The 24,139-nt window shown below is 69.0% G+C and carries 17 protein-coding genes and 2 tRNA genes; 16 read left to right on the top strand and 3 right to left on the bottom strand.

The annotated features are described in order from the left end of the window. Window positions 1–28 precede the first annotated feature (28 nt). From serS to FLP10_RS07100, 13 genes are all read left to right on the top strand, one after another. Window positions 29–1,294 (top strand): serine--tRNA ligase, encoded by a 1,266-nt coding sequence (serS, locus tag FLP10_RS07160; protein ID WP_149160240.1) that lies wholly within the window; start codon window positions 29–31, stop codon window positions 1,292–1,294. Next, on the top strand, window positions 1,291–2,112 hold the full coding sequence (locus tag FLP10_RS07155; RefSeq protein ID WP_149160239.1) for an HAD family hydrolase: 822 nt from the start codon (window positions 1,291–1,293) through the stop codon (window positions 2,110–2,112). Before serS ends, FLP10_RS07155 begins: the two co-directional genes overlap by 4 nt. A 150-nt stretch (window positions 2,113–2,262) precedes the next feature. Beyond that, window positions 2,263–2,347, top strand: a tRNA-Ser gene (locus FLP10_RS07150). 37 nt (window positions 2,348–2,384) lie between these two features. After that, window positions 2,385–3,698, top strand: coding sequence for an LCP family protein (locus tag FLP10_RS07145; RefSeq protein ID WP_246150258.1), 1,314 nt, complete (start codon window positions 2,385–2,387; stop codon window positions 3,696–3,698). Window positions 3,699–3,788: 90 nt separating this feature from the next. Further along, a tRNA-Ser gene (locus tag FLP10_RS07140) sits at window positions 3,789–3,877 on the top strand. 272 nt (window positions 3,878–4,149) lie between these two features. After that, window positions 4,150–5,091: an ABC transporter permease gene (locus FLP10_RS07135; RefSeq protein WP_149160237.1), complete on the top strand. Its 942-nt coding sequence runs from the start codon at window positions 4,150–4,152 to the stop codon at window positions 5,089–5,091. Further along, window positions 5,078–6,061 carry a carbohydrate ABC transporter permease gene (locus FLP10_RS07130; RefSeq protein ID WP_149160236.1) on the top strand — a complete coding sequence of 328 codons (984 nt, stop codon included), beginning with the start codon at window positions 5,078–5,080 and terminating at the stop codon, window positions 6,059–6,061. Before FLP10_RS07135 ends, FLP10_RS07130 begins: the two co-directional genes overlap by 14 nt. Window positions 6,062–6,178: 117 nt before the next feature. Beyond that, entirely contained in the window at window positions 6,179–7,732 is a 1,554-nt protein-coding gene (locus FLP10_RS07125; protein ID WP_149160235.1) for an ABC transporter substrate-binding protein, read from the top strand. A 136-nt stretch (window positions 7,733–7,868) separates the two neighbouring features. After that, window positions 7,869–8,450 carry a YesL family protein gene (locus FLP10_RS07120; RefSeq protein ID WP_168209129.1) on the top strand — a complete coding sequence of 194 codons (582 nt, stop codon included), beginning with the start codon at window positions 7,869–7,871 and terminating at the stop codon, window positions 8,448–8,450. 30 nt (window positions 8,451–8,480) lie between these two features. Continuing rightward, entirely contained in the window at window positions 8,481–10,862 is a 2,382-nt protein-coding gene (locus tag FLP10_RS07115) for a glycoside hydrolase family 2 TIM barrel-domain containing protein (protein ID WP_210418496.1), read from the top strand. A gap of 89 nt (window positions 10,863–10,951) precedes the next feature. Beyond that, window positions 10,952–12,184 (top strand): ROK family transcriptional regulator, encoded by a 1,233-nt coding sequence (locus FLP10_RS07110; protein WP_149160232.1) that lies wholly within the window; start codon window positions 10,952–10,954, stop codon window positions 12,182–12,184. Window positions 12,185–12,275: 91 nt separating this feature from the next. Then, entirely contained in the window at window positions 12,276–13,289 is a 1,014-nt protein-coding gene (locus FLP10_RS07105) for a LacI family DNA-binding transcriptional regulator (RefSeq protein ID WP_210418495.1), read from the top strand. Between the two features lie 48 nt (window positions 13,290–13,337). Further along, the gene (locus FLP10_RS07100) at window positions 13,338–14,798 is read left to right on the top strand and encodes an alpha-N-arabinofuranosidase (protein WP_246150255.1); all 1,461 of its coding nucleotides are present in this window, start codon (window positions 13,338–13,340) and stop codon (window positions 14,796–14,798) included. 90 nt (window positions 14,799–14,888) lie between these two features. Here FLP10_RS07100 and FLP10_RS07095 read toward each other — a convergent pair whose 3' ends face one another. Further along, window positions 14,889–15,665 (bottom strand): ABC transporter permease, encoded by a 777-nt coding sequence (locus tag FLP10_RS07095; RefSeq protein ID WP_149160230.1) that lies wholly within the window; start codon window positions 15,663–15,665, stop codon window positions 14,889–14,891. Window positions 15,666–15,726: 61 nt separating this feature from the next. Beyond that, window positions 15,727–17,460 (bottom strand): cation:proton antiporter, encoded by a 1,734-nt coding sequence (locus FLP10_RS07090; RefSeq protein WP_149160229.1) that lies wholly within the window; start codon window positions 17,458–17,460, stop codon window positions 15,727–15,729. A gap of 928 nt (window positions 17,461–18,388) precedes the next feature. Between FLP10_RS07090 and FLP10_RS07085 the strand changes: the two genes are divergently transcribed. From FLP10_RS07085 to FLP10_RS07075, 3 genes are all read left to right on the top strand, one after another. Next, the gene (locus FLP10_RS07085; RefSeq protein ID WP_168209128.1) at window positions 18,389–21,091 is read left to right on the top strand and encodes a beta-N-acetylhexosaminidase; all 2,703 of its coding nucleotides are present in this window, start codon (window positions 18,389–18,391) and stop codon (window positions 21,089–21,091) included. A gap of 138 nt (window positions 21,092–21,229) precedes the next feature. Next, a complete protein-coding gene (locus tag FLP10_RS07080; protein WP_149160227.1) occupies window positions 21,230–21,847 on the top strand; it encodes a hypothetical protein in 618 nt (205 codons plus the stop codon). Window positions 21,848–21,912: 65 nt separating this feature from the next. Then, window positions 21,913–23,031, top strand: coding sequence for a DUF916 domain-containing protein (locus FLP10_RS07075; protein WP_149160226.1), 1,119 nt, complete (start codon window positions 21,913–21,915; stop codon window positions 23,029–23,031). A gap of 76 nt (window positions 23,032–23,107) precedes the next feature. Here the strand turns inward: FLP10_RS07075 and FLP10_RS07070 are convergent, their stop codons facing one another. Continuing rightward, window positions 23,108–23,884: a beta/alpha barrel domain-containing protein gene (locus FLP10_RS07070; RefSeq protein ID WP_149160225.1), complete on the bottom strand. Its 777-nt coding sequence runs from the start codon at window positions 23,882–23,884 to the stop codon at window positions 23,108–23,110. Between the last annotated feature and the right edge of the window lie 255 nt (window positions 23,885–24,139).

Raw genomic sequence — 24,139 nt, 5'->3', positions numbered from 1 at the left:
GCAACCGTACGACATCTAGACTTGCAGGGTGATCGACCCCGTGCTCCTTCGCGAGAACCCAGACCTGGTCAAGCGTTCGCAAGAGCTGCGCGGCGAACCGACCTCCCACGTCGACGACGCCGTCGCGGCCGACGCCGAGCGGCGCGCGGCGATCTCGGCATTCGAGAACCTGCGCGCCGAGCAGAACGCATTCGGCAAGCGGGTGGCCCAGGCATCCAAAGACGACAAGCCGGCGCTCGTCGCGCAGGCGCAGCAGCTCGCCGCCGACGTCAAGGCCGCAAACCAGCGCGCGACCGACGCCGAGGCGGCGTTGACCGCCGCCGTGCAGAAGCTCGGCAACGTGGTCATCGACGGCGTCCCCGCCGGCGGCGAAGACGACTTCGTCGTGCTGCGCGAGGTCGGCGAGAAGCCCGTGTTCGACTTCGAGCCGCGCGACCACCTCGCACTCGGCGAGCTGCTCGACGCGATCGACATGCCGCGCGGCGCGAAGGTTTCCGGCGCGCGGTTCTCGTACCTGAAGGGCGTCGGCGCGCGACTGCAGCTCGCGCTCATGAACATGGGCCTCGACCGCGCGATCGCCGCGGGGTTCACGCCGCTCATCACGCCCACGCTCGTGCGGCCGGAGGTCATGCAGGGCACCGGGTTCCTCGGCGCGCACGCCGAAGAGGTCTACTACCTGCCCGACGACGAGCTCTACCTCGTGGGCACCAGCGAGGTCGCGCTCGCCGGGTACCACCAGGGCGAGATCCTGGATGTCTCGAACGGCCCGATCCGGTACGCCGGCTGGTCGACCTGCTACCGGCGCGAGGCCGGCAGCCACGGCAAGGACACGCGCGGCATCATCCGGGTGCACCAGTTCGACAAGCTCGAGATGTTCTCGTACATCGACCCGGCCGACGCCGAGGCCGAGCACCAGCGCCTGCTCGCCTGGCAGGAGGGCATGATGCGCGACCTCGGGCTCGCGTACCGCGTCATCGACACGGCCGCGGGCGACCTCGGCTCGAGCGCCGCGCGCAAGTTCGACATCGAGGCGTGGGTGCCGACGCAGGGCACGTACCGCGAGCTCACGTCGACGTCGAACTGCACGACGTTCCAGGCGCGCCGACTCGACATCCGCCACCGCGGCGATGGTGGCAAGACCTCGCCGGTCGCGACCCTGAACGGCACGCTGGCCACGACGCGCTGGCTGGTCGCGATCCTCGAGACCCACCAGCGGGCGGATGGTTCGGTGCTGGTGCCCGAGGTCCTGCGCGGGTACCTCGGCGGGCTCGAGGTGCTCGAGCCGATCGCATGAGCACCGACGACGCCGTGCACTCCGACCCGTGGTTCGTCGCGCTCGACGTCGACGGCACGATCATGCACGAAGACGAGTCGATCGACGCCGTCGTCGTCGACGCCGTCGCATCCGCGCGTGATCGCGGCCACTTCGTGACGCTCGCGACCGGCCGGTCGTGGGCGGGCACCTCACCGGTGCTCGGCCGGCTCGGGCTGAACCCCGACTACGTGGTGTGTTCGAACGGCGCCGTCACGCTCGCGCGCAACGACGCGGTCGAGGGCGGATACGAGCGCGTGCACGTCGAGACCTTCGACCCGACCGGCGTGCTCGAACGCATCCGCGGTGTGCTGCCGGCCGGCAACTTCATGGTCGAACTCCCCGACGGGTTCCGGCTCTACACCGCGACGATGGGCGACTGGGCGCTCGAGAACGCGCGCGAGGTCGTCTTCGACGAACTGCTCGACCAGCGTGCGACGCGCGTCGTCGTCACCAGCGACCAACACGACCTCGACGGGTTCTTCGACATCGTCGATCGCATGGGCCTGCACCACGTGTCGTACGCGATCGGGTGGACGGCCTGGCTCGACATCGCCCCCGACGGCGTCAACAAGGCGACCGCGCTCGAGCGGGTGCGCGGATGGCTCGACCACCCGCTCGACCGCGTGATCGCCGTGGGCGACGGGCGCAACGACATCGAGATGTTCACCTGGGCGAGCGCCGCGGGGCGGGCGGTCGCGATGGGGCAGGCCCCCGACGAGGTCAGGGCGGCGGCGAACGAGAGCACTGCCACGGTGCACGAGGCGGGCCTCGCCACCGTGCTCGACTCGTTGCCGTAGAGGCCTTCGCGAGGCATCCGCCCGGCCGATTCAGCGCCTTCTCAGGCGTCGCTGGAAGGCTGGTGAAGTTGCGTTTCGGCTAGACTCTGAGCCAAACCGCCCGAAGACGAGCTCCGCGAACACCATCGCGGAGGTCGATGCGTGCGGCAGGGAGGGCTGTCCGAGCGGCCGATGGAGCTGGTCTTGAAAACCAGTGGGCAGCAATGCCTCGTGGGTTCGAATCCCACGCCCTCCGCGCAACTGCCGATACGACGACTGACGGAAGGAGCCCGGTGAACGACGAGTTGCGACCCACTTCGCGCCGAGCCGCGAAGTCGCCGTCGGTGGCCCGTCACGGTCGCTTGAAGCGCCACTCGCTGTGGAAGACGCTCGCCAAGGGCGCCGCCTCGGTGCTGGCCGTGGTCATGGTGTCCGGCGTCTCGGTCGCCGCGTACGCGGCGATGAACCTGGTGCAGACGGCGAAGCCCACGGTCACGCTCGACAGCGAGAAGGTGCTCGAGGGCGTGCCCGACATCGGGGCGATCGACGGCGGCGTGAACCTGCTGCTCATCGGCAGCGACAGCCGCGAAGGTCAGGGCGACGGGTTCGGCGATCCCGACGAAGAGACCGCCGTGCTCAACGACGTGACGATGCTCCTGCACATCTCGCAGGACCACACGCACGCCGAGGTCATCAGCTTCCCCCGCGACATGCTCGTCTCGGTGCCCGAGTGCACCGACCCCGAGGACCCCGAGGATACGCTTTCGGCGCTCTCGAGCGTGAAGATCAACACGGTGCTCTCGTACGGTGGCATGGACTGCGTCGTGAAGACCGTCAGCAACGAACTCGGCATCACCATTCCGTTCGCCGGCGTCGTGCAGTTCCTCGGCGTCGCCGGGCTGTCCGAGGCGGTGGGCGGCGTGCAGGTGTGCGTCGCCGAGCGCATCGAGGACGAGCACACCGACCTCTATCTCGATCCCGGCGTGCAGGAGCTGCGCGGCCTGCAGGCGCTGCAGTTCCTCCGCACGCGACACGGTGTCGGCGACGGCTCCGACCTCGGCCGCATCTCGAACCAGCAGGTGTTCATGTCGGCGCTCGCCCGGAAGGTGCAGTCCGACGGCACCCTGACCGATCCGGTGAAGCTGTTCGGCATCGCCAAGGCCGCGCTCGCCAATATGCAGCTGTCGAGTGCACTCGCGAACCCCACCACGATGGTCTCGATCGCGAAGGCGATGCAGGACATCGACCTCTCGAAGCTGGCGTTCATCCAGTACCCGACGTCGTACGTCGAGGGCGGTGGCGCTCTCGAGCCCGACTGGCGTGCCGAGTCGGTGAACCTCGCCCTGCAGCAGGACGTGCCCGTCGTGCTGCCGACCGAACAGGATTCGCCGTTCTCATCCGTGGCCGACCCGAATGCGCCGCCACCTGCCGAGGCCCCCGTCGAGGAGGCCCCCGTCGAGGAGCCTCCGGCCGAGGAGGCCCCGGCCGAGGAAGCGCCGCCTGCCGACACGACCGCTCCGGCCCCCGGTGTCGTGCTCGAGGGCGTGCCGGGCCAGACGGCAGCCGACGTGCGCTGCTCGGCCGGCCGCACCCTCGACGACCAGTAGAGCTCAGGCATTCACCCGACGCCCGCCCGAATCGTGTTTCGGGCGGGCGTCGGGTTATGATGGCAACCGCGTGCGCTGAGGCTCACGCATGGAGACGTCGCATAGTCCGGTCGAGTGCACCACCCTGCTAAGGTGGAGTCCCCTCACGGGGACCGCGGGTTCAAATCCCGCCGTCTCCGCTCGGTGAATCGCCCCGCTTCCAGGCCCTCGGCCGGAAGGCGGGGCGATCGTCGTTCGGGTGGGGTATGCGCTGAGCCGGCGGACGCGCCGCACCGGGGTGCGGCTGCCGCTCATTCGGGATGAATCGGCCCGATGACGAGCGTCGAAAACAGTTCTTGTATCGCTACACCCTTCCGATGTACTCTCATGCACAGTTTCATCGACGGTTAGTTTTAGCCCCGATGACAGCCGTCGGCAACGAGGCCGACGCGCAACCGCAGAGAGGCGGAGGATGTCCCGGACCGACGCGCCGCAGCGACGGAAGTCGCTGATCAAGAACATCTCGAACAGCAGGATGCTGCTGCTCATGTGCGTTCCGGCGATCGCGTTCTTCGTCGTCTTCAACTACTGCCCGATGCCCGGGGCCTGGATCGCGTTCACGAACTTCAACTACACCGATGGCATCTTCGGCAGCCCATTCGTCGGGTTCAAGAACTTCGAGTTCCTGATCAAGTCGGGCCAGCTGTGGCTGCTCACGCGGAACACGATCCTCTACAACATCGCGTTCATCGTGCTGGGCAACATCCTGCAGATCGCGCTCGCGATCATGCTCAACGAGATCCGCATGAAGCACTTCAAGAAGATCAGCCAGACCGTGATGTTCCTGCCCTACTTCATCTCGGTCGTGCTCGTCGGAGTCATCGCCTTCAACCTGCTGAACTACGACACCGGAGCGCTCAACGCCCTCATCGAGCAGACCGGTGGCGACCCGATCAAGATCTACAGCGCGGCCGGGCTGTGGCCGATCATCATCATCCTGGTGCATCTCTGGCAGAGCACCGGCTACGGCTCGATCGTCTACTTCGCCGCGATCATGGGCATCGATCGAGGACTGTTCGAGGCTGCGGCCATCGACGGCGCCTCGGCCTGGCAGCGCATCCGCTACGTCATCCTCCCGAGCCTCAAGCCGACGTTCGTGATCCTGCTGCTGTTCTCCATGGGCGGCATCATGCACGGCAACTTCGGGCTGTTCTGGAACCTCGTCGGCAACAACGCCGCCCTCTTCCAGACGACCGACATCATCGAGACCTCGGTCTACCGCATGGTGCTCTCGCAGAACAACTTCACGACCTCCACCGCCGTGGGTCTCTATCAGTCGCTGTTCGGATTCGCCCTCGTCATGCTGGCGAACTGGATCGTACGAAGGATCAACAAGGACTATGCGCTCTTCTGACCTCACCGTCGCTCGCACCGTGACCGAGGCCGTCACGGCCCTGCCCCGCAAGCGGCGGGCGGCCGTCGCGAATCCGCCACGCGCGATCAGGCTCGATCGCAGCGACCTCGTGCTGCGGGCGATCTCGTACACCTCGATCACCCTCTTCGCACTGTTCTGCGCGCTGCCGTTCGCCATGATCATCTCGGCGTCGTTCTCGAGCGAGGCCGAGATCATGCGCAGCGGGTTCGGGCTGTTTCCGAAGGACTTCACGCTCACCGCGTACGAGTACATCTTCAAAGCGCCGCAGCAGATCATCGGGTCGTACGTCGTCACGATCGTGATGACGGTGACCGGCACGGCGATCGGCCTGTTCGTGATCGCGATGACCGGGTTCGCGCTTTACCGGAAGGATTTCCCCTTCCGCAACTACATCTCGTTCTTCATCTACTTCACGACGCTGTTCTCGGCAGGTCTGGCGCCCACGTTCCTCTGGGTCGCGCGCGATCTCGGCCTGCGGGGCAGCTACCTCGCGGTCTTCCTGCAGCTGCTCATGACGCCGTGGCTGATCATCCTGATGAAGAACTTCATGCGCACCGTGCCCTACGAGGTCATCGAATCCGGCAAGGTCGACGGGGCGGGCGACTTCCGTATCTTCGCCCAGCTGAGCCTGCCGATGATGAAGCCGGCGCTGGCCACCGTCGGCCTGTTCCTCGCGCTGGCCTACTGGAACGAGTGGTACCTGTCGTCGCTGTACCTCGGCAGCACGGTCGAGTTCAAGCCGCTCCAATACCACCTCTACAACGTGATCAACACCGCAAACGCGTTGAGGAACTCGGTCGCCGGTTCGAACGTCAGCATCACGGAACTGCCGAGCAACACCCTGAAGATGGCGAGCGCGGTCGTGGCCACCGGCCCGATCCTGCTGCTCTACCCCTTCGTGCAGAAGTACTTCGTCAGCGGCATCACCATCGGAGCGGTGAAGGGATGACCCCCGACGCTGACGACGCGCGACCGTTCGCCGACGACCGGTTGCGTCTCGAGAAGGCCTCGACCCGAGGCGGTACCGCAGGAAGCACCAAGTGAACACAATGCGAAGGAGCATCACATGAAACGAACGATCGTCAGGGCGGGGGCGGCAATGCTGGCGCTCGGCCTGAGCGCAACGGCACTGGTCGGATGCACCGCGGCCGAGGACACCGGAGGGCCGACCGAGATCACCATGCTCGTGCTCGGCGACAAACCGAGCAATGGTCGTCTCGAGGCGATGCTCGAACAGCTCAACGAGCGACTCACGAAGCAGGCGAACGCCACCCTCGATCTCTTCTACATCGAATGGGCCGACTGGCAGACGCAGTACAACGTGCAGCTGCTGTCGGGCGATGACAACGTCGACCTCATCACCACCGCCACCGACTGGCTGTACGCGTGGGAGAACGCCGAGAAGGGCGCGTTCCTCCCACTGTCGGAGGAGATGCTGCAGGAGCACGCGCCGAAGACCTGGGCGCAGGTCGACGCCGAAGGGCACTGGGACCTCACGAAGCTCGACGACGGCCAGATCTACTTCATTCCCGAGGACAACTACACCCAGTACACGAACCACGGGTTCTTCTACCGCGGAGACTGGGCCACGGCGGCCGGCCTGCCGAACGGCGAGGTCACGAAGTTCGAGGACTTCACGACGTACTTCACGTGGGTCAAGGCCAACAAGCCCGAGGCGTACCCGTGGGATGTCGCGCTCGCCAACGAGTCGGCCCTCACGGGCTACCTGCAGGGCCACACCGACCTGCAGACGATCCAGCAGGTGAGTGCGGGCAACTACTACCCGTTCCAGACCTCCGAGGCCGACCCCTACACCGTGACCTCGTGGTACATGGAGGGCGACGAATTGGTCGAGGCCGCCGAGCTGGCCAGGAAGTGGAACGAGATCGGCGTGTGGCGCGAAGACGCGCTCAACTACGACGGCGACCCGAGGGAAGAGTTCTACGCCGGGCTCTCGGGCGCCGACCAGCACCACACGCAGACGTTCGTCACGCAGATCGTCGACAACATGAACAAGAAGCAACCCGGGTCGGACCCGAAGTTCTTCTACTGGGGTCAGGAGAACGGCAACTTCTTCAAGGACATCCTGACGCACGGCGCCATGGCGGTCAGCGCGAACTCCAAGCACCCTGAGAAGGCGCTCGAGGTGTACGACCTGCTGCGGAACGACAAGGAGGACTACATGCTCCTGAACTTCGGCATCGAGGGCACCGACTACATCATCACCGACGACGGCAAGCTGGGCTATCCCGAGGGCTACGACTCGTCGACTGATGCGCTCGGCTCGAATTTCTGGGCCGGCCGCATGGACGAGTACGAGCTGTCGAAGGTCACGGACGCTCCCGACAAGGAGCAGATCTACGCCGAACTCGACGCGGTCGCGAAGGAGTACCCGTACTCGACGCTGATCCTCAACAAGGACGCGATCGATCCGACGCTCGCGGCGATGAGCGGTGTGCTCTCCGAGTACATCCCGCAACTGCAGTACGGCAAGTTCGACGATCCGGCCGCAGCCGTCGAGGAGATGCGTGAGAAGCTGCGCGACGTCGGCTATGAGGACGCCCGCGCGTCCATCCAGGCGGACATCGACGCCTGGGCGGAGGCGCGCGGCCTCGATTGAGCACCGCACCCAGGCCGGGTGCGTCCGCGCGCAGTGCGCGGGCGCACCCGGCCCTTCGAGACAGGACGGACGAATGCGCAGCTTCTTCGCAGCGGATTCCGCGCTCATGCGGACCCTGAGCAGGGTCGCGGATCTGATGATCCTCAACCTGGTGTTCATCGCCACCTGCCTTCCGGTCGTGACGATCGGCGCGTCGCTCACCGCCCTGAACTTCGCCTCGATGCGAATCGCGACGGGCATGTGCGACTCCGTCACGAGCGACTACGCGCGGTCGTTCCGGCGGAACCTGCGTCAGGCCACCGTGCTCGGTCTCGTGCTCGTGCTGCTGGCGGGCGTGCTCGCCGCGTGGTTCGTCGTGCTCACGAACCTCGCGCTCGGTGCGATCGTCGAGCTCATCCTGCTGGTGGTCTGGTACATCGTCGCGTTCACCTTCGTCATGACCGCGCTGTACGTGTTTCCGTACCTCGCGAAGTTCGAGGGACGAACCCGCGAGGTGCTGCGCAACGCACGGCTGCTGTCGTGGAAGCATCCCGTGGGGTCGTTGACCGTGCTCTCGGTCATCGCGCTCAGCGTCGCCGTCACCGTCTTCACCCCGCAGGCGACGGGGTATGGTCTGCTCTGGCTCGTCATCGGGTTCGCGGGTGTCGCCACCGTCAACGGTCTCGTGTTCGCGCGCATCTTCAGCAAGTACACCGCGTCGACATCGGTCGAGGAATAGGGGGCCGACGGCTCAATGCACACTTTCGAGATGCGCCGGTGGGCGTTCGCGCTCGCCGACGAACCCGATGCTTGGGCGAAGGGCTTCGACGACTCGTCGTGGCGCACGGTCGCCGTGCCGCACGACTGGAGCGTCGAACAGGACTTCTCGCCGAGCTGGTCGAGCGGCACCGGATACCTGCCCGGCGGCGTGGGCTGGTATCGCGCCCATGTGCCGCTGAGCGAACTCGGCGCGGCGCAGGGGAGCCACGTCCGGCTGGTCTTCGACGGCGTGTACAAGAACGCACGGGTGTGGGCGAACGGCTACCACCTGGGCGGCCGGCCCTCGGGATACGCCGGCTTCTCGTTCGATCTCACGGAGGTGCTGTCGTACGCGCCCGACGACGACCTCGTCATCAGCGTCCGGGTGGAGCACACCGACGTCTCCGACTCCCGCTGGTACAACGGCTCGGGCATCACGCGGGGCGTGCGGCTCGAAGTGCACGAGCAGGTGCGCGTGCGCGAGCACGGCACGGCGTTCACGACGCTGTCGGCGGACCCGTCGGAGGCGACGATCAGCATCACCCAGGTGCTGGTCAACGACACCGCCGAGCACCTGACGGTGCGCGCGCTCCACGAACTGCGGTCGCTGACCTCGGGTCGCGTGCACACGTTCACGACCTGCGAGGAGGTGGGTGCCGGGGCATCCGTCGAGTCCGTGATCACCGCGCAGGTGCCGCAGCCCGAGCTGTGGTCCGATTCCGCCCCGCAGCTGTACCGCCTCGCGACGACGCTCAGCTGGGTGCAGCGGGGCGTCGAGCAGCGGGCTCGCTCCGAGCAGACCGTCGGCATCCGCACGTTCCGGTTCGACCCCGACCTGGGCTTCTCGATCAATGGCGAGGCGCGCGACCTCAAGGGTGTGTGCCTGCACGAGGACGCCGGCAGCTTCGGAACCGCCGTGCCCGTGACCGTGTGGCTTCGCCGGCTGCTCAAGCTGAAGGAGCTGGGATGCAACGCCGTGCGCATGGCGCACAACCCGCACGCGCCGGAGCTGTACGCGCTCTGCGACCTGCTCGGCTTGTTCGTCATCGACGAGGCGTTCGACGAATGGGAGAACCCGAAGAACAAGTGGTGGCAGGGGCACAATGTCTACCCGCCGCGCCACGAGGGGTACGCGAAGGACTTCCCCGTGTGGCACGAGCGCGACCTCGCCGCCATGATCGACGCCCATCGCAACCATCCGTCGATCATCGCGTGGAGCATCGGCAATGAGATCGACTACCCGAACGATCCCTACGCCAGCCCGCTCTACGCCGAGATGACCGGCAACAACGATGCGAACAAGCCAGCGGCCGAGCGAGTCTACGACCCCGACCGGCCCGACGTGCGACGGCTGACGACGATCGCGAATCGGCTGGTGCAGATCGTCAAGGAACTCGATCCGACGCGGCCCGTCACGCTCGCAGCCGCGTTCCCAGAGCTGTCGGGCTCCACGGGCCTGCTCGATCGGCTCGACCTCGTCGGCTACAACTACAAGGAGCACCTTTACGAAGCGGACCACCGCCGGTACCCCGACAAACCCTTCATCGGAAGCGAGAACTCGCACGGCTACGGCCACTGGCTGGACGTCGTGCGGAACGAGTACGTCGCAGGGCAGTTCCTGTGGACGGGCATCGACTACCTGGGCGAGGCACGAGGCTGGCCGATCCACGGCTCCCCGGCGGGCCTGCTCACCCTCGCGGGCTTCGAGAAGCACGCGTGGCATCTCCGTCGCAGCTGGTGGTCGGACGCGCCGGTCGCCTACCTCGTGACCCGCCCGCTCGGCGACGACGACAGCGGGCAGCGGACGTTCGGGACGCATCCGGTCTCGCGCGACTGGGATGCCGCGGGCGAGTCATCGGTCGAGGTGTTGTGCTTCGGCAACGGCGACGAACTGCGACTGACCTGCGGCGGCGACGAGATCCCGGTCGAACGCGACGAGGGCAACGGCTATTGGAGCGCCGTGACGCGCCCGCGCACCGAGCCGCTGGTGCTGGAGACCCGCCGCTCCGGCCGGGTCGTCGCGCGCGACGAGCTTCGCGCCAGGGGTGAGGCGGTGCGTATCGACGCGGCGACGTGGCAGGCGCCTGCCGGAGTGGTGCGGCGGTGCGCCGACGCAGCGTTCGAACTCGACGGCGTGGTGCAGCTCGAGTGCATCCTGCGCGACGAGCACGATGGCATCGCCCGCGACGAGCGGATCGTGACGGCGGACGTCGAGGGCGGGGAGCTGCTCGGGCTCGAGAACGGCGACCTCGGCGACGTCACCCCCTATCGTGCGCCCTGGCGGCGGACGCTCGATGGTCGGCTGATCGTGTACGTCCGCCCCCGAGGGCGGGCGACCGTGCGGCTGAGCGCGCCGGGCCTGCCCGACGTCAGAGTGGAGTGCGGTTCGTGACATACTTGGCCGGTTCGATGGATGATCCTTCCAGTGGGTCCGAACCGGCGTTCGGGCGGCGGCCGGTCGTCGGGGGATCGGGGGTGGGCATGGGTGTGCTGAGGCGGACGTCGCGAGACATCCGCAGTGATTCCCGCCTCGATGTGCTCCACGCGGTCCTGTCCGCCGGCGAGACCACGCGGAACGAGATCGCGCAGGCGACGGGGCTCAGCACGGCGACCGTCGCGACCGTCGTCGGCGAGCTGATCGCCGAGGGCATCGTCGCCGAGACGAAGGTCACGGTCGGGCGCATCGGGCGGCCGACCGCAACGCTCGGAATGAACGCCGACCGCGGCCGCGTCGTGGGCATCGATGTCGCTGAGACGTACGTGAGCGCGGTCATGTTCGACACGGCGCTGAACCAGATCGCGTCCGTGGAGGATACGCGAGACGAACAGGATCAGGATCCCGACTCCGTCGTCGAGGGCATCGGTCGAGTCCTCGATCGAGTGCTCGAGGAGAACGGGGTTTCCCGGCGGGACGTGCTCGGCGTCGGCGTCGCGCTACCCGGACTCGTACAGGGGCCGTCGGGCGTCTCGGTCGTCGTGCCGCACTGGACGTGGCACAGGGTCGAGCTCGACCGCCTGCGCGAGCGACTCGGCCTGCCCCTGGTGATCGACAATCCGCTCAGGGTGATCGCGACCGCGGAGCTGTGGCTCGGTCGCGGCCGCTACTGCTCGAGCATGGCGACGATCAATCTCGGGACCGGCGTGGGCGCGGGCATCGTGCTGGAGGGCAGAGTGCTGCGCGGTGCGACGAACTCGGCCGGCGAATGGGGGCACTCGCTGCTCGTGCTCGACGGCCGGCCGTGCCGATGCGGGCGACGTGGTTGCGTCGAGGCGTACATCGGTGCGCCGGGCATCCAGCAGACGCTGCGCGAGATCGATCCGACGCATCCGCTCGCCGATCTGGAGCTCCAGCGTGACTTCATCGCCGCGATGGCGGAGGCCGCCGACGGGCCCGAACCCGATCCCGCCGTGCGCGAGACGATCGCCCGGACGGCCTACTACCTCGGATCGGCGCTCGCCGACCTCGTGGCCGTCGTGAACCCCGAGATCGTCACGCTGACGGGTTGGACGACCTGGGCGCTCGGAGATCACCTGTTGCTGCCCACCCGCGAGCACGTGCGCGAACAGGCGCCCGGCCGCTCGGCGCACGACCTGCAGTTGGTGGTCTCCACCGTCGGCGGCAACTCGGTGGCGACCGGCGTCGCGACGATCGCCCTCGAGCGATTCCTGGCCGACGCAGGGCTTCTCACCACGCAGATCCCGATCGCGCTCTGAGCCCGGCCAGGTGCTTCCGCAGTCTCTGTTACGGTGCAGAAACGGCGCAACGGCGAGGAGGGGGCCGAGTCTCGTGACGACGATGCAGGACGTGGCGCGCCGCGCTGGTGTCTCACCGATGACGGTGTCGAACGTCGTCAACGGCCACCCGCACGTCCGCCCGGCGACGCGACAGCGGGTGCTCGAGGCGATCGCGGCGCTCGACTACCACGTCAACACGACCGCGCGCAGCCTTCGGCAGGGGCGCACCGGGGTCATCGGCCTCGCGGTGCCGAATCTCGACCACCCGTACTTCGGCCTGCTCGCGCGACTGCTCGTCGAGCGCGCCGCGGCCGAGGGGTACGACGTCGTCGTCGAGCAGACCGGCGCGCGGCGTGAGGGTGAGCTCGGTGCGATCACGCGCTCACGCCTGCGCAGCTATGACGGCGTCGTGCTGCACGCCAGCGAGCTCGCGAACGCCGACGCCGAGCTGCTGCGCGGCGAGTACCCCATCGTGGTCATGGGGGAGCGCGCCTACGACGAGCCGGTCGATCACGTGCTGATGGGCAACGAGGAAGGCGCTCGGCTTGCGACCCGGCATCTCATCGAACGGGGCTGCCGGCGCATCGCGATCATCGGCGGACGCCTCGGCTCGCCCGACGACATCGACGTGTCCACGCTCCGCACGCGCGGGTACCTGCGTGCGCTCGACGAGGCCGGCATCGCCCGCGACGATCGGCTCGTGCGCGTCGCAGTACTCGGGTTCGAGGGAGGCCGATCGGGTGTGCATGCGCTGCTGGATGAGGTCGGCCCGGTCGACGGCATCGTGGGCGCGACCGATCAGGTCGCCGTCGGAGTGCTGCGCGGTCTTCGCGAGCGCGCTGTCTCGGTGCCCGACGAGGTGCGGGTCGTCGGCTTCGACGATATTCCCGTGGCTGCGTTCACCGTTCCGTCGCTCACCACGATCGAGCCCGATCACGACGGCATGGCGGACGCGGTCGTTCGGCTGCTGCTGGAGCGCATCTCGGGCGAGCGGAGGGCGGACGACTACCGAGAGATCGTCAGCGGCGTGTGGCTCGTCGAGCGCGAGTCGACCGCGGGGGTGGTGCGGATCGCTCTTGCATGACCGATCAAACTGATGTTTGTATCGATACATCAAGGCGAGGAGGCCGGAGTGATCATCGTCGACGACGACGCAGCGAGGCACCGCATCGACCGACGCATCTACGGGCAGTTCGCCGAGCACCTCGGTCGGTGCATCCAGGAGGGGGTGTGGGTCGGGACCGATTCGCCGATCCCGAACAAGAACGGCATCCGCAGCGATGTCGTCGCGGCGCTTCGCCGCATCAGGGTTCCTGTCGTGCGCTGGCCCGGCGGGTGCTTCGCCGACGACTACCACTGGATGAAGGGCATCGGGCCCGAGCGTCAGCCGATGGTCAATACGCACTGGGGCGGCGTCATCGAACCGAACGAGTTCGGCACACACGAGTACTTCGAACTCCTCGATCAGCTCGACGCCGAGGCCTACATCAACGGCAACGTCGGCAGCGGCACGGTCGCCGAGATGCAGGACTGGGTCGAGTACATGACGCTCGACTCGGTCTCGCCCATGGCCGAGCTGCGCAAACGCCACGGGCGCGAGCAGCCGTGGAAGCTCGAGTTCTTCGGCGTCGGCAACGAGAGCTGGGGATGCGGCGGCAACATGATGCCGCTCGAGTACGCGAACCAGTACCGCCGGTTCCAGACCTACGTGCGCACCTACGGCGAGCACCCGATCGCGAAGATCGCATGCGGGGCGAACGCCGACGACTACGAGTGGACCGAGGTGCTCATGGCACGCGCCGCGGGCCACATGGACGGCCTGAGCCTGCACTACTACACCATTCCCACCGGCGAATGGGATGCCAAGGGCTCAGCGACCGGCTTCGACGACGACACCTGGTACGCAACGATCGGGCGAGCGCGGAAGATGGAGGAGCTTCTGACGCGTCACGGCGCGATCATGGACCGGTACGACCCCCAGCGCCGCGTCGGACTCGTCGTCGACGAGTGGGGCACGTGGTACGACGTCGAACCGGGCACCGAACCGGGCTTCCTCCACCAGCAGAGCACCATGCGAGATGCGGTCGTCGCGGCAATCACGCTCAACGCCTTCCACCGTCACGCGTCGCGCGTGCGCATGGCCAATGTCGCGCAGATGGTCAACGTGCTGCAGGCGATGATCCTCACCGACGGACCCGACCTGGTCACGACCCCGACCTACCACGTGTTCGACCTGTACCAGGACCACCAGGACGCCGTGCACGTGGAGGCGATCGGCGAGCCCGGTGAGCGGCCCGGCGGGCTGGGCACGCACGGCGACTACACGATCTCGAGAACGGGGCGCGGCTACACCGTCAGCATGGCGAACGCCGGGCTCGAGCACGAGGTGAGTGCGGTCTTCGCCTTCCCTTCGGCCATCACCGACATCCCCTCCGCGCGCATCCTCGCCGCAGCGGACGCCGACAGCCACAACACGTTCGAGCGGCCCCACGAGGTGGCGCCCGCCGACTTCGTGGACTACCGGGTCGACGGCGTGACGCTGAGCGTGACGCTGCCGCCCCGCAGCGTCGCGACCGTCCGGGTGGCGCAGTGACCGCCACGACCGACACGGCGCTGCCGCCCGGTCACGTCGCCATCGTCGCCGAAGCGATCGAACTCCTCGTCGCCCCCAGCAGCCCGACGGCTACCTCAACGCCTGCGCCGCTCGCTCGACGGGCCGCGGCCGCGTGCGCACCGGCCCGAGGCCGACGGCCACGAGCACGCCCGTGATCGCGCCGGCCGCGAGAATCGACGCCAGCACGATGAGCTGGAACCGCCCCGCCTCGACCGGCGAGATGCCGGCGAAGATCGCGCCGACGAACGCGCCGGGCAGCACGACGAGCCCGGTCGTTCGGGTCTGGTCGACGGTGGGCACGAGCGCCTCGCGCACCGCGTCGCGGGCGAGCGCCAGGGTCGACTGGCGCGGGGTCGCTCCGAGCGACAGCCACGCCTCGACCTCGTCCCACCGTTCGCCGACCGCGCCGACGAACCGGCGGCCGGTGAGGGTCGCGATCGACATCGCGTTGCCGATCACGATCGCCCCGAGCGCGAGCACGTACCGGGTCGAGAACTCCAGTGCACCGGTCGCGAACACGGCGACGCCCGCGACGGCCACTCCGGCGGCGATCGACCCGCCGATCGTCACGGCATGCGGCACGGACCATCCGATGCGGCCGGTCGCGACCGCCATCGCGACCGCGACCATCACGCCCAGCGCGACCGCGATCCAGCCCGGGCTCGAGATGATGCCGGTGAGGATGAGGCTCACCGCCGCGAGCTGAACCGCGGCACGCAGGATCGCGATCGCCGGAGCCCACCTGGCGCGGACCCGGAACCACCACAGCGCAGCCGTCGCGATCGCGGCCAGCACCACGACGCCCGCGATCGTGGGGGTGAGCTGCGCGGCGAGATCGTCGGCCATGCGGGAAGCGTAGCCGGGCGGGGCATCCGAGCGTGAGGATGCTCCGCTCAGTGCCCGTCGCTCAGTGCCCCTCGCGGGCCGGCCGCAGGCGGGTCTCCTCCAGGTCGAGCATGGACTGCGCCTGCGCGAGGATCCGCGACGGGTAGGCGCCGTGACTGCGCGCCTCGGCGAGTGCGGCGCGTTCGGCGTCGACGATCGCGAGGCGAAGCTGCCGGTACTCGTGGTGCGGGGCGGTGGCGAGCACGTCGACGCCGTCTTGGTCGTCGTGCGCCGCTTCCCACGCCGATTCGGCGCGCAGGAACGACGCCTGCCGGGCGCGCTCGATCACGTCGGGTGCCGGGTCGACCCCGGCGTTCGCCAGGGGGTCGTCGAGCGCGGCGAGCCCCGCGTATCCGAGCTCGTCGAGCAGGCTCGCGAGGGATCGGCGGTCTTCGAGCTCGTCGCGTCCGCTGATGCGCAGCAGTCGGATGAGCAGCGGCAGGGTGCCGCCCTGCACCACGACCGTGAGCACCGCGACGGTGAACGCGATGAGCACGAGCTGTTCGCGGTACGGCGTCGACGGCGGCAGCGACTGCGCCGCGGCGAGCGTGACGACCCCGCGCATGCCCGACCAGCCGAGCACGACGCCGCCGCGCCAGTCGATGTGCTCCCGGCGCAGCTCGTCGAGATCGGCGCGCCGGCGTTCGTAGAACCGGCGGGCGCGTTCGCGGCGGCGCGCCTCGGCCGCGTTCGCGGGCGGGTGGTCGCGAGCGGCCAGCAGCGCCAGATGCATCCGATAGACCGAAACCTCGGCCCGCTGCGCATCCCGGCCCATGAAGAAGAGCATCGGGAACACCCAGGCGAACCGCACGGCGGCCAGGATGACCGAGATGATGGCTCCCACGCCGATGGCCGCCCACACCCCGAACTCCGCCGAATGCACGTGCTCGACGAGCGAGCGGATCTCGAGCCCGATGAGCAGGAACACCGCGTTCTCGAGCACGAACTGGATGGTGCGCCAATTGATGCGGTCGCTGATGCGTGCCTGGGCCGAGAACGCCGTGGGGCTCGCGTGCCCCGTGTAGAGGCCCGCGACCACGACCGCGAGCACACCCGATGCATGCAGTTGCTCGGTGGGCATGAACGCGACGAACGGCACGACGATCGACACCGCGGTGTCGAGCACCGGATCGACGAATCGGCTGCGCACCCGCACCGTGAGCCAGCCGACCGCGAGACCGATCACGACCGCGACGACGACCGCGTAGAGGAAGTCGATGCTGATCTCCCACGGGCTGAGCATGCCGCCCGCCGCCGCGGCGACGGCCGAGCGCAGCAGCACGAGCGCGGTCGCGTCGTTCACGAGCCCCTCGCCCTCGAGCACCGTGAGGATGCGCGGCGGCAGGCCCAGCCGGCGACCGATCGAGGTCGCGGCGACCGCGTCGGGCGGGCTCACGATCGCGCCGACGGCCAGCGCGACCGCGAAGCCGACGGGGATGATCGCGTTGAGCACGAGGCCGATCACGAACGCGGACACGATGACGAGCGCGACCGAGAGGCTCGCGATCGTCGAGAAGTTGCGGCGGAAGTCGATCGTCGGCACCGAGATCGCGGCCGCATAGAGGATGGGCGGTAGCAGCCCGTCGAGGATGAGTTCGTGCGGCACCTCGAACGACGGCAGCGTGGGGATGTACGAGATGCCGATGCCCACGAGCACGAGGATGATGGGCGCCGCGATGCCGAGGCGTTTCGAGAAGGCCGTGACCGCCACGATCACGGCGACGCCGAGTACCGCGATCACACCGAAGTCGAGCATGCCTTCGACGGTATCGACAGATCGGGCTGCGCGCCGAATCGGGCGCGGCACGCTGACACCGGCTCGACGTCGCCGCGCATCCGGCCCGCCGACGGGTCGAAGCGTGTCAGTCGACCGATTTCGTCAGCGTCTTCGCCACGCACGGCTCGGGGCAGGTGACCAGACGAGCCGGTGGCGAGTGGTGGCCGGTGCGGACCGCGGGGCTCACGGCCCGCACCGGATCCTCGGCACCACCGGTTCGATCCGGTGGCGGGTCACTGCGCGGTGCGACCGCGGACGCGGAGCAACGGGGGCGCCGGGCGGGCCGGTGCCGACCCTTCGAGGTCGAGTCGCCGAGCGTGACGTTCGCGTACTCGCCCAGGCGGGCGAAGCCGCCATGACGGTCCCATGTGGCCCGAGTGCTTCATGATCCCCCGATCAGCAGGTACTTCCCACGCGCCATGAGTGCTTCGAGCAGGCCGACGTCGACGTCGAGCCTGACCGCGTGGCTATCTTCTGGGACTAAATGAAGAAAGTCAAGAAAATCCCTTGACACCCCGGATGGGGGTGCGCCAGTCTCGACACAATCTTCGGCAGTCCGCTCGCGTGGACACCCCTCGCGAACGGCCGCGGTGGCCGATATCGGCCGCATACCGATGGGGCAACGTGCCACGAGCACCTGCGCCGAACCTGAAGATGTCGCAGTGGATGAGGGCTCGCTGCGAAGCTGCATCGCCATGATCGAGCATCCGACCCGGGTGCCCGCCCGGCACACCGGGCAGGCAGGGCAGCCGGACCGCGACCCGAAACCGGCGGGCAGCGCACGAGCTGGGTTGTGCCGGGCTCGTCAGGTCGGCGTCGTGCCGTGATGCGCACCGCCGATGTCGATGGTCCCTCGCGCTCCGCCGTGCGTCGTAATTCCCCGATTCGATCTGGAGGAACACCTCGCATGAAACTGCACGCACACCGGCGTCACGGCCTGATCGCCGTGGTCGCCGCCGTGGCGCTCGCCGGCCCGCTTCTCGCGAGCCAAGCCGCCGCCTCGCCCCGCGCGATTCCCTTGGAACCCGCGCAGGCCACCGCCGAGAGCGTGAACCTCGCGCTCGCCGACGGCGCCGTCGCCTCCGCTCGCTCCCAGCGGCAGACCGCACCCGCGCTGACCTATGCGCCCGCTAATGCGACGGATGTCTTCGTGCACAACGGCTGGACGTCCAACTACGCATCGGTCGGCGCCGGCTACGACCCCACCGACGACTGGTTCCAGGTCGAACTCGCCGAACCGGCGCCCGTCTTCGAGGTGTTCATCCTCTGGTCGGGCACGTCGAAGCCGTCGACCTACGACCTGCTCATCGCGAGCGACGCGGACTGCAGCATCTGGACGCCGGTCGCCCACGTCGTCGACCCGCCCAACCAGGACTCGCACGTCATCGACCGTTCCGAGCCGATTTCGTGCGTGCGCATGCAGGCCAGTGCGACCAACTCGACGACCGGCTACACGATCAACGAGTTCGAGATCTGGTCGGGCCCGAAGCCGGCTCCGGTCGTGGGCGAGGTCATCCCGGTTCCCGTCAGCCAGACCGCCGGCACCGGATCCCCGTTCGAGTTGACCGCAGATTCGCGGCTGGTGATCTCGGACGACGAACTCGCCGGAACGGCGGAACTGCTGGCGCAGACGCTGCGGCCGGCCACCGGCTTCGCGCTCCCGGTCGAGGGAGGTGTCGGCGCATCAGCCAACGACATCGAGCTCACGATCGGCGACGTCGACGGGCTTCCGGCGGGCGACGAGGTAGCCGAGGCCGAGGCCTACACGCTCGACGCCTCGGCGAACGGGGTCGAGATCGTCGCGCCCTCGGCGCACGGCGTCTTCAACGGCTTCCAGTCGCTGCGGCAGCTCCTGCCCGCCGCCATCTCATCGGCGGCGCCGTCGGTCGGACCCTGGACGATCGACCCGATCAGCATCTTCGACTACCCGAGGTATGCGCACCGCGGGCTGCAACTCGACCCGGCTCGCAACTTCCTGACGGTCGACGAAACGAAGGCGATGATCGACCAGTTCGCCGCCCTCAAGGGTTCGCGGCTCCACCTGCACCTGAGCGACAGCCAGTCCTGGAGACTCGAGGTCAAGGGGTATCCGGCGCTCGACGGGCGAGGGTGCAACGGCTCGGGATGCATCGCCGGCTTCTACACCCAGGACGACTTCGCCGACATCGTGGCGTACGCGAACGAGCGGTTCATCGAAGTGGTGCCCGAGCTCGAGTCGCCCGCGCACGCGACCGCGGCCGTCACCGCGCTCGGCGGCATCTCGGTCGTGGGCTGCACCGGCCAGACGCAGACCGACCGCTTCTGCACCGACCCGAACGACCCCGCCTCGCAGCGTGCGCTCGAGTTCTGGCGTGAGGCGATCCGTCAGCTGGCCGAGATCTCGCCCGGTCCGATCATCCACATCGGAGGCGACGAGGCGATCGGCATGAACCACGACAACTACAAGTGGTGGATCCGGCAGATGGAGATCATCGTCAACGACAACGGCAAGACGATGATGGGCTGGAACCCGGCACTCGAGGGCTACGATCCCGACTCCACGTCGATCAACCACTACTGGTCGGACTACACGGGCGGCGGCCCGGCGCTCATCAAGCCCGAGTGGTTCGACCACGGTCGCGATGTGATCGTCACGCCCGAGTACAACGCCTATCTCGACTTCGGGTACGACACCTCGCCCGGGCGCACGCCGCGCACCGAGTTGCTGCAGTCCTATTCGTGGGATCCGGAATGGGTCTACGAGAAGTACCGCAGCGTGTGGGCTCAGCCCGCCTACGGAGGCCCTCGCGCGGAGGACATCCTCGGACTCGAGGCCCCGATCTGGGGTGAGCAGATGCGCGGTCTCGGCACGAACCAGTACATGGTGTTCCCGCGACTCGCGGGAATCCTCGAGAAGGCGTGGTCGCCGAAGGTCCTCACGCAGGACTACGACGCCTACCGTCAGCGGCTGGCGGTCGCGGGCGCACGCTGGGCCTTCGCCGACGTGAACTACGGCACGATCTCGCAGGTCGCGTGGGGGACCTCGACGGCGGGCAGCGTGGTCGAGTACGGCGTCGACCGCACCGTCACGGCGGCCACGGTCGCCCGTCTGGCGGCCGGTGCCCTCTCGCCGACGGCGGTCTCGGCCGTCATCGACTGGGGCGACGGGTCGGCGGCCGAGGCGGCGGCGATCACGGGTCGCGACTACACGCCCGCCCAGCGGCAGGGTCGCGATCCGATCGCGGCGAGCGGGACCCACACGTTCCCGGCCGAGGCGGTCTACCACGGCACGGTCATGTTCACGGCGGGGGATCAGTCCTGGAGCGTCCCGTTCCGGGCCGAGCCGTACTCGATCGACCTCGCCGTCACCGCCGAGGTCCGCTGCATCGCGAACAACGCGTACGTCGCCGTCCGAGCCGTGAACCTGCGGCCGGAGCCGGTCGGCATCGAACTCGAGACGCCGTTCGGCAGCCGCACCGTGGCGAACGTCGCAGCGAACGGATCCGCCTTCCAGACGTTCAACGTCAGGGCGACGTCGGTCGAGGTCGGCACCGCCGTGGTGACCGGCACCCGCGGCGGCGACAGCCGCACCATCGAGGTCTCCTACCCTGCCACCGCCTGCGGAGGGTAGACGCCGCTCCCGCCGCCGGGGCGTTCATGGGAGTCCCGGCGGCGGCCCCGCCTGCCGGAGCGGCGGGCGGCGGGCGGCGGGACATCCGCATCTCGTACACCAACCCGAGCACCACCGAACGAAGGACACAGGAACACGATGAACAGACGCAACACCACCAGCGCCGCAACCGTGGTCGCGGCCGGGCTCGCCCTCTCGGGCGCACTCGGATTCGCCACCGCGGCGGCGGCGGCCGACGACGACTCCGCCGGCATCGACGTGTCGGTCGACGTCGAGGAGATCGTGCCGCCCGGCACGCTGGCACTGACGGTCGCCCCGAACGACGGCGTCGTCCTGACCGAGCACGACTCCGACCAGACCGTGCGCCAGTTCACGGGCGCCCTGCCGACCGTGACCGTGACCGACTCGCGCACGACGGAGGAGATCCCGCCGGGCTCGTACTGGGCGGTCACCGGTCAGGCCTCGGCGTTCACCGCGGACGGACTCGCGCCGATCGACGCCTCCCGGCTCGGCTGGTCGCCGCGATTGCTCTCGCCGGCCGAGGGCATCGTCGCACCGGGTGAGCCGGTGCTCGGATCGCTCGACGGCGGGCCCGGCATCGACTCCGGCAGCGACCTGCTGGTGTCGACCTGGGAGCCGGGAGCCGACGCATCGGCCGTCAACGTCACCGCGGACCTCACCCTGAAGATCCCCGCGGAGACCCCGGCCGGACAGTACCGTTCGACCATCACCCTCTCGCTGTTCGAGAACAACTGAGCAGATGCCCGGGCAGGTCGACGACGACCTGCCCGGGCTTCGCCTGCCTCCGAGGAGCCGCATCGATGACGCCCCCGCGTTCCCTGGCCGTACGGGCCCTCACCGCGATGCTGGTCGCGATCGCCCCGACCGCGGTCGGCGCCGCCGCATTCGCCTCGGAGGCACCCGACCCGCCCGGCTCGCTGGTCACCTGGACCGTCGTCCCGGCCGATGCGAACGGTCCCGACGGCCGTCGGGTGGTCGATCTCGAGCTCGCTCCGGGCGAGTCCGCGACCGAGCACATCGCCGTGACCAACCTCTCGGACGAGGCGGTCGAGTTCGCACTGAGCGCGAACGACGGCTTCCTCACCAGCGGCGGCAACTTCGACATGCTGCCGTCGGCGACGCCGCCGAGCGATGGCGGAACCTGGATCTCGGTTCCGCCCGCGGTGCTCGTCGCTGCCGACGAGACCGTCGTGGTTCCGGTGGACGTCACCGCGCCGGAGGAGGCGCTGCCCGGTGATCATCCTGCCGGCGTCGCCGCGTCCATCGTGAGCGGCACGGAGGTCGCGTTCGAAGCGCGCGTGGGCGTTCGGTTCAACCTTCGGGCACCCGGTGCGGTCGTGGCCTCGCTGCGGACCGAGATCATCGACGCGGGGTACGAGCCGAGTCCGAATCCGTTCGCTCCGGGCGCGGTCGTGGTCCGGTACGCCGTCGTCAACGACGGCGTGCTCGGCTTGGATGTCTCGGCGCGGGCGCGTGCCGACGGCTGGCCGGGGGGCGCGAGATCGGAGTCGCCGGCGGATCCGGAGGAGGTGCTGCCGGGAGGCCGGATCGAACGGGTCGTCCGGCTGACGGGCGTCTGGGCGGTCGGGGCCGTGCAGGTCGTCGTCGACGCGAGCGGCGCCGTGCGCCCGAATGCGCCCGAGGGTGCTTCGGCCGCCGAGCCGTCGTTCGCGACGCAGACGGTGGTCGCGGTACCGTGGGCGCAGCTCGCGACCCTGCTCACCGCAGCGCTGCTCGTCGTCGCCTTCGTCGTGGTCCGTCGCCGCCGTCGCGCCGCGCTCGAGCGCATGCTCGAGCAGGCGCGCCGGGAGGGCGCCGACCGCGCCCGCAGAGAGGCCGGCGCCCAGACGGGAGCCGCGACATCCGCCCAGGCCTCGCCGGCACCGGGCGGCCGTGTGCCGGCCGAGCGCGGCGCCTGAGGCGTCGGTGCGCCGTCCTGGGGCGCCGACCTGGGCGCCGACCGGGCCCGCCGACCGGGCCCGCCGAACGAGCCGCTCAGCGAGCCTCGACGGCGTGCCCCTCGTTCGCGTCCTGCGGGTCCTCGGCGGCGATCCCGGTCAGCGCGGTCGCGTAGGTCCAGGTGAGCCGCATCGGGTCGGTGATCCCGGCCCCGATGACGACGCCGTGCGCGCCGAGACGAAGACTGGCAGCGGCCACCTCCGGCGCGTCCGCGTCATGGTCGACGATCGTGGGCGTGGCCGCTCCGACCGCGTCGAGCAGCGCATGGATGACGGGTGCACCGGCTCCGCCGCGGACCGGCGGCGCGAACACGATCGCACCCGCTCCGGCGTCGACCGCGGCCGTCGCGAGGCGCCGCCGGTCGACCCGGGCGGCGATGCGGAATCCGTCGAACGTCGCTTGCGACACGAGGGCGAGCGACGCCGCGTCGTCGACGTCGATCTCGACGAGATCGGCGCCGCTGAGACCCATCGCGGCGATCTCGTCCACGCCGGCGACGAGATCGAAGCCGTCAGGGGAGGTATGCCGGGCGATGATCGGCAGGCCCGGCACGGTCATCCGGACCGCACGGACGGCGGTCGCGCTGCCCACTCGCACGGCGACGGCACCGCCCGCGTCGGCGGCGATCGCGAGTCGCGCGATGTCGTCGGGGCGCGACCACGGGGAAGTCGGGGTCGGCAGCAGCGAGACGACGAGTCCTCGGCGGAACGGCTCGGTACGGCGCACCTGTCGATCGCCGGCAGCGTGGTGCGCGTCTTCGGCGGGGCGGCCCCGGCCGATCCGGCGGTCGGCGACTTCGGTGGGGATGAGCATGGTTCCTCCAGACGGGGTCCGGTGCGGAGGCGGGCCCGATTCGGTTCCGAGACCGCCGGTCAGCGGGTACCCGTGAGCCGGGAATTCGCGTCGATGCGATCCGAATTCATTCTTTTGGTGACAAACGAAGAAAGTCAAGTATGCTGAGCGAGAACCGACGCTCGAACCCGTTCGGCCCGAAGCGCGCAACGAGGCGCTGCAGCCGTACGTCCCACGGCGTTGCCGAGGCCCGGGGGTCGGTTCGCTTCGTAGTGC

Source organism: Agromyces intestinalis, from assembly GCF_008365295.1.
Classification (GTDB): Bacteria; Actinomycetota; Actinomycetes; order Actinomycetales; family Microbacteriaceae; genus Agromyces; species Agromyces intestinalis.
This window is presented reverse-complemented; position numbering and strand designations above follow the sequence as displayed.

What these genes read in the sequence shown, in the direction of transcription:
- FLP10_RS07155 (WP_149160239.1), top strand. Translation starts at nt 1,291, where the DNA reads ATGAGCACCGACGACGCCGTGCACTCCGACCCGTGGTTCGTCGCGCTC.
- FLP10_RS07085 (WP_168209128.1), top strand. Translation starts at nt 18,389, where the DNA reads ATGAAACTGCACGCACACCGGCGTCACGGCCTGATCGCCGTGGTCGCC.
- FLP10_RS07080 (WP_149160227.1), top strand. Translation starts at nt 21,230, where the DNA reads ATGAACAGACGCAACACCACCAGCGCCGCAACCGTGGTCGCGGCCGGG.
- FLP10_RS07110 (WP_149160232.1), top strand. Translation starts at nt 10,952, where the DNA reads ATGGGTGTGCTGAGGCGGACGTCGCGAGACATCCGCAGTGATTCCCGC.
- FLP10_RS07135 (WP_149160237.1), top strand. Translation starts at nt 4,150, where the DNA reads ATGTCCCGGACCGACGCGCCGCAGCGACGGAAGTCGCTGATCAAGAAC.
- FLP10_RS07130 (WP_149160236.1), top strand. Translation starts at nt 5,078, where the DNA reads ATGCGCTCTTCTGACCTCACCGTCGCTCGCACCGTGACCGAGGCCGTC.
- FLP10_RS07070 (WP_149160225.1), bottom strand. Translation starts at nt 23,884, where the DNA reads ATGCTCATCCCCACCGAAGTCGCCGACCGCCGGATCGGCCGGGGCCGC.
- FLP10_RS07125 (WP_149160235.1), top strand. Translation starts at nt 6,179, where the DNA reads ATGAAACGAACGATCGTCAGGGCGGGGGCGGCAATGCTGGCGCTCGGC.
- FLP10_RS07090 (WP_149160229.1), bottom strand. Translation starts at nt 17,460, where the DNA reads ATGCTCGACTTCGGTGTGATCGCGGTACTCGGCGTCGCCGTGATCGTG.
- FLP10_RS07075 (WP_149160226.1), top strand. Translation starts at nt 21,913, where the DNA reads ATGACGCCCCCGCGTTCCCTGGCCGTACGGGCCCTCACCGCGATGCTG.
- FLP10_RS07120 (WP_168209129.1), top strand. Translation starts at nt 7,869, where the DNA reads ATGATCCTCAACCTGGTGTTCATCGCCACCTGCCTTCCGGTCGTGACG.
- FLP10_RS07095 (WP_149160230.1), bottom strand. Translation starts at nt 15,665, where the DNA reads ATGGCCGACGATCTCGCCGCGCAGCTCACCCCCACGATCGCGGGCGTC.
- FLP10_RS07115 (WP_210418496.1), top strand. Translation starts at nt 8,481, where the DNA reads ATGCGCCGGTGGGCGTTCGCGCTCGCCGACGAACCCGATGCTTGGGCG.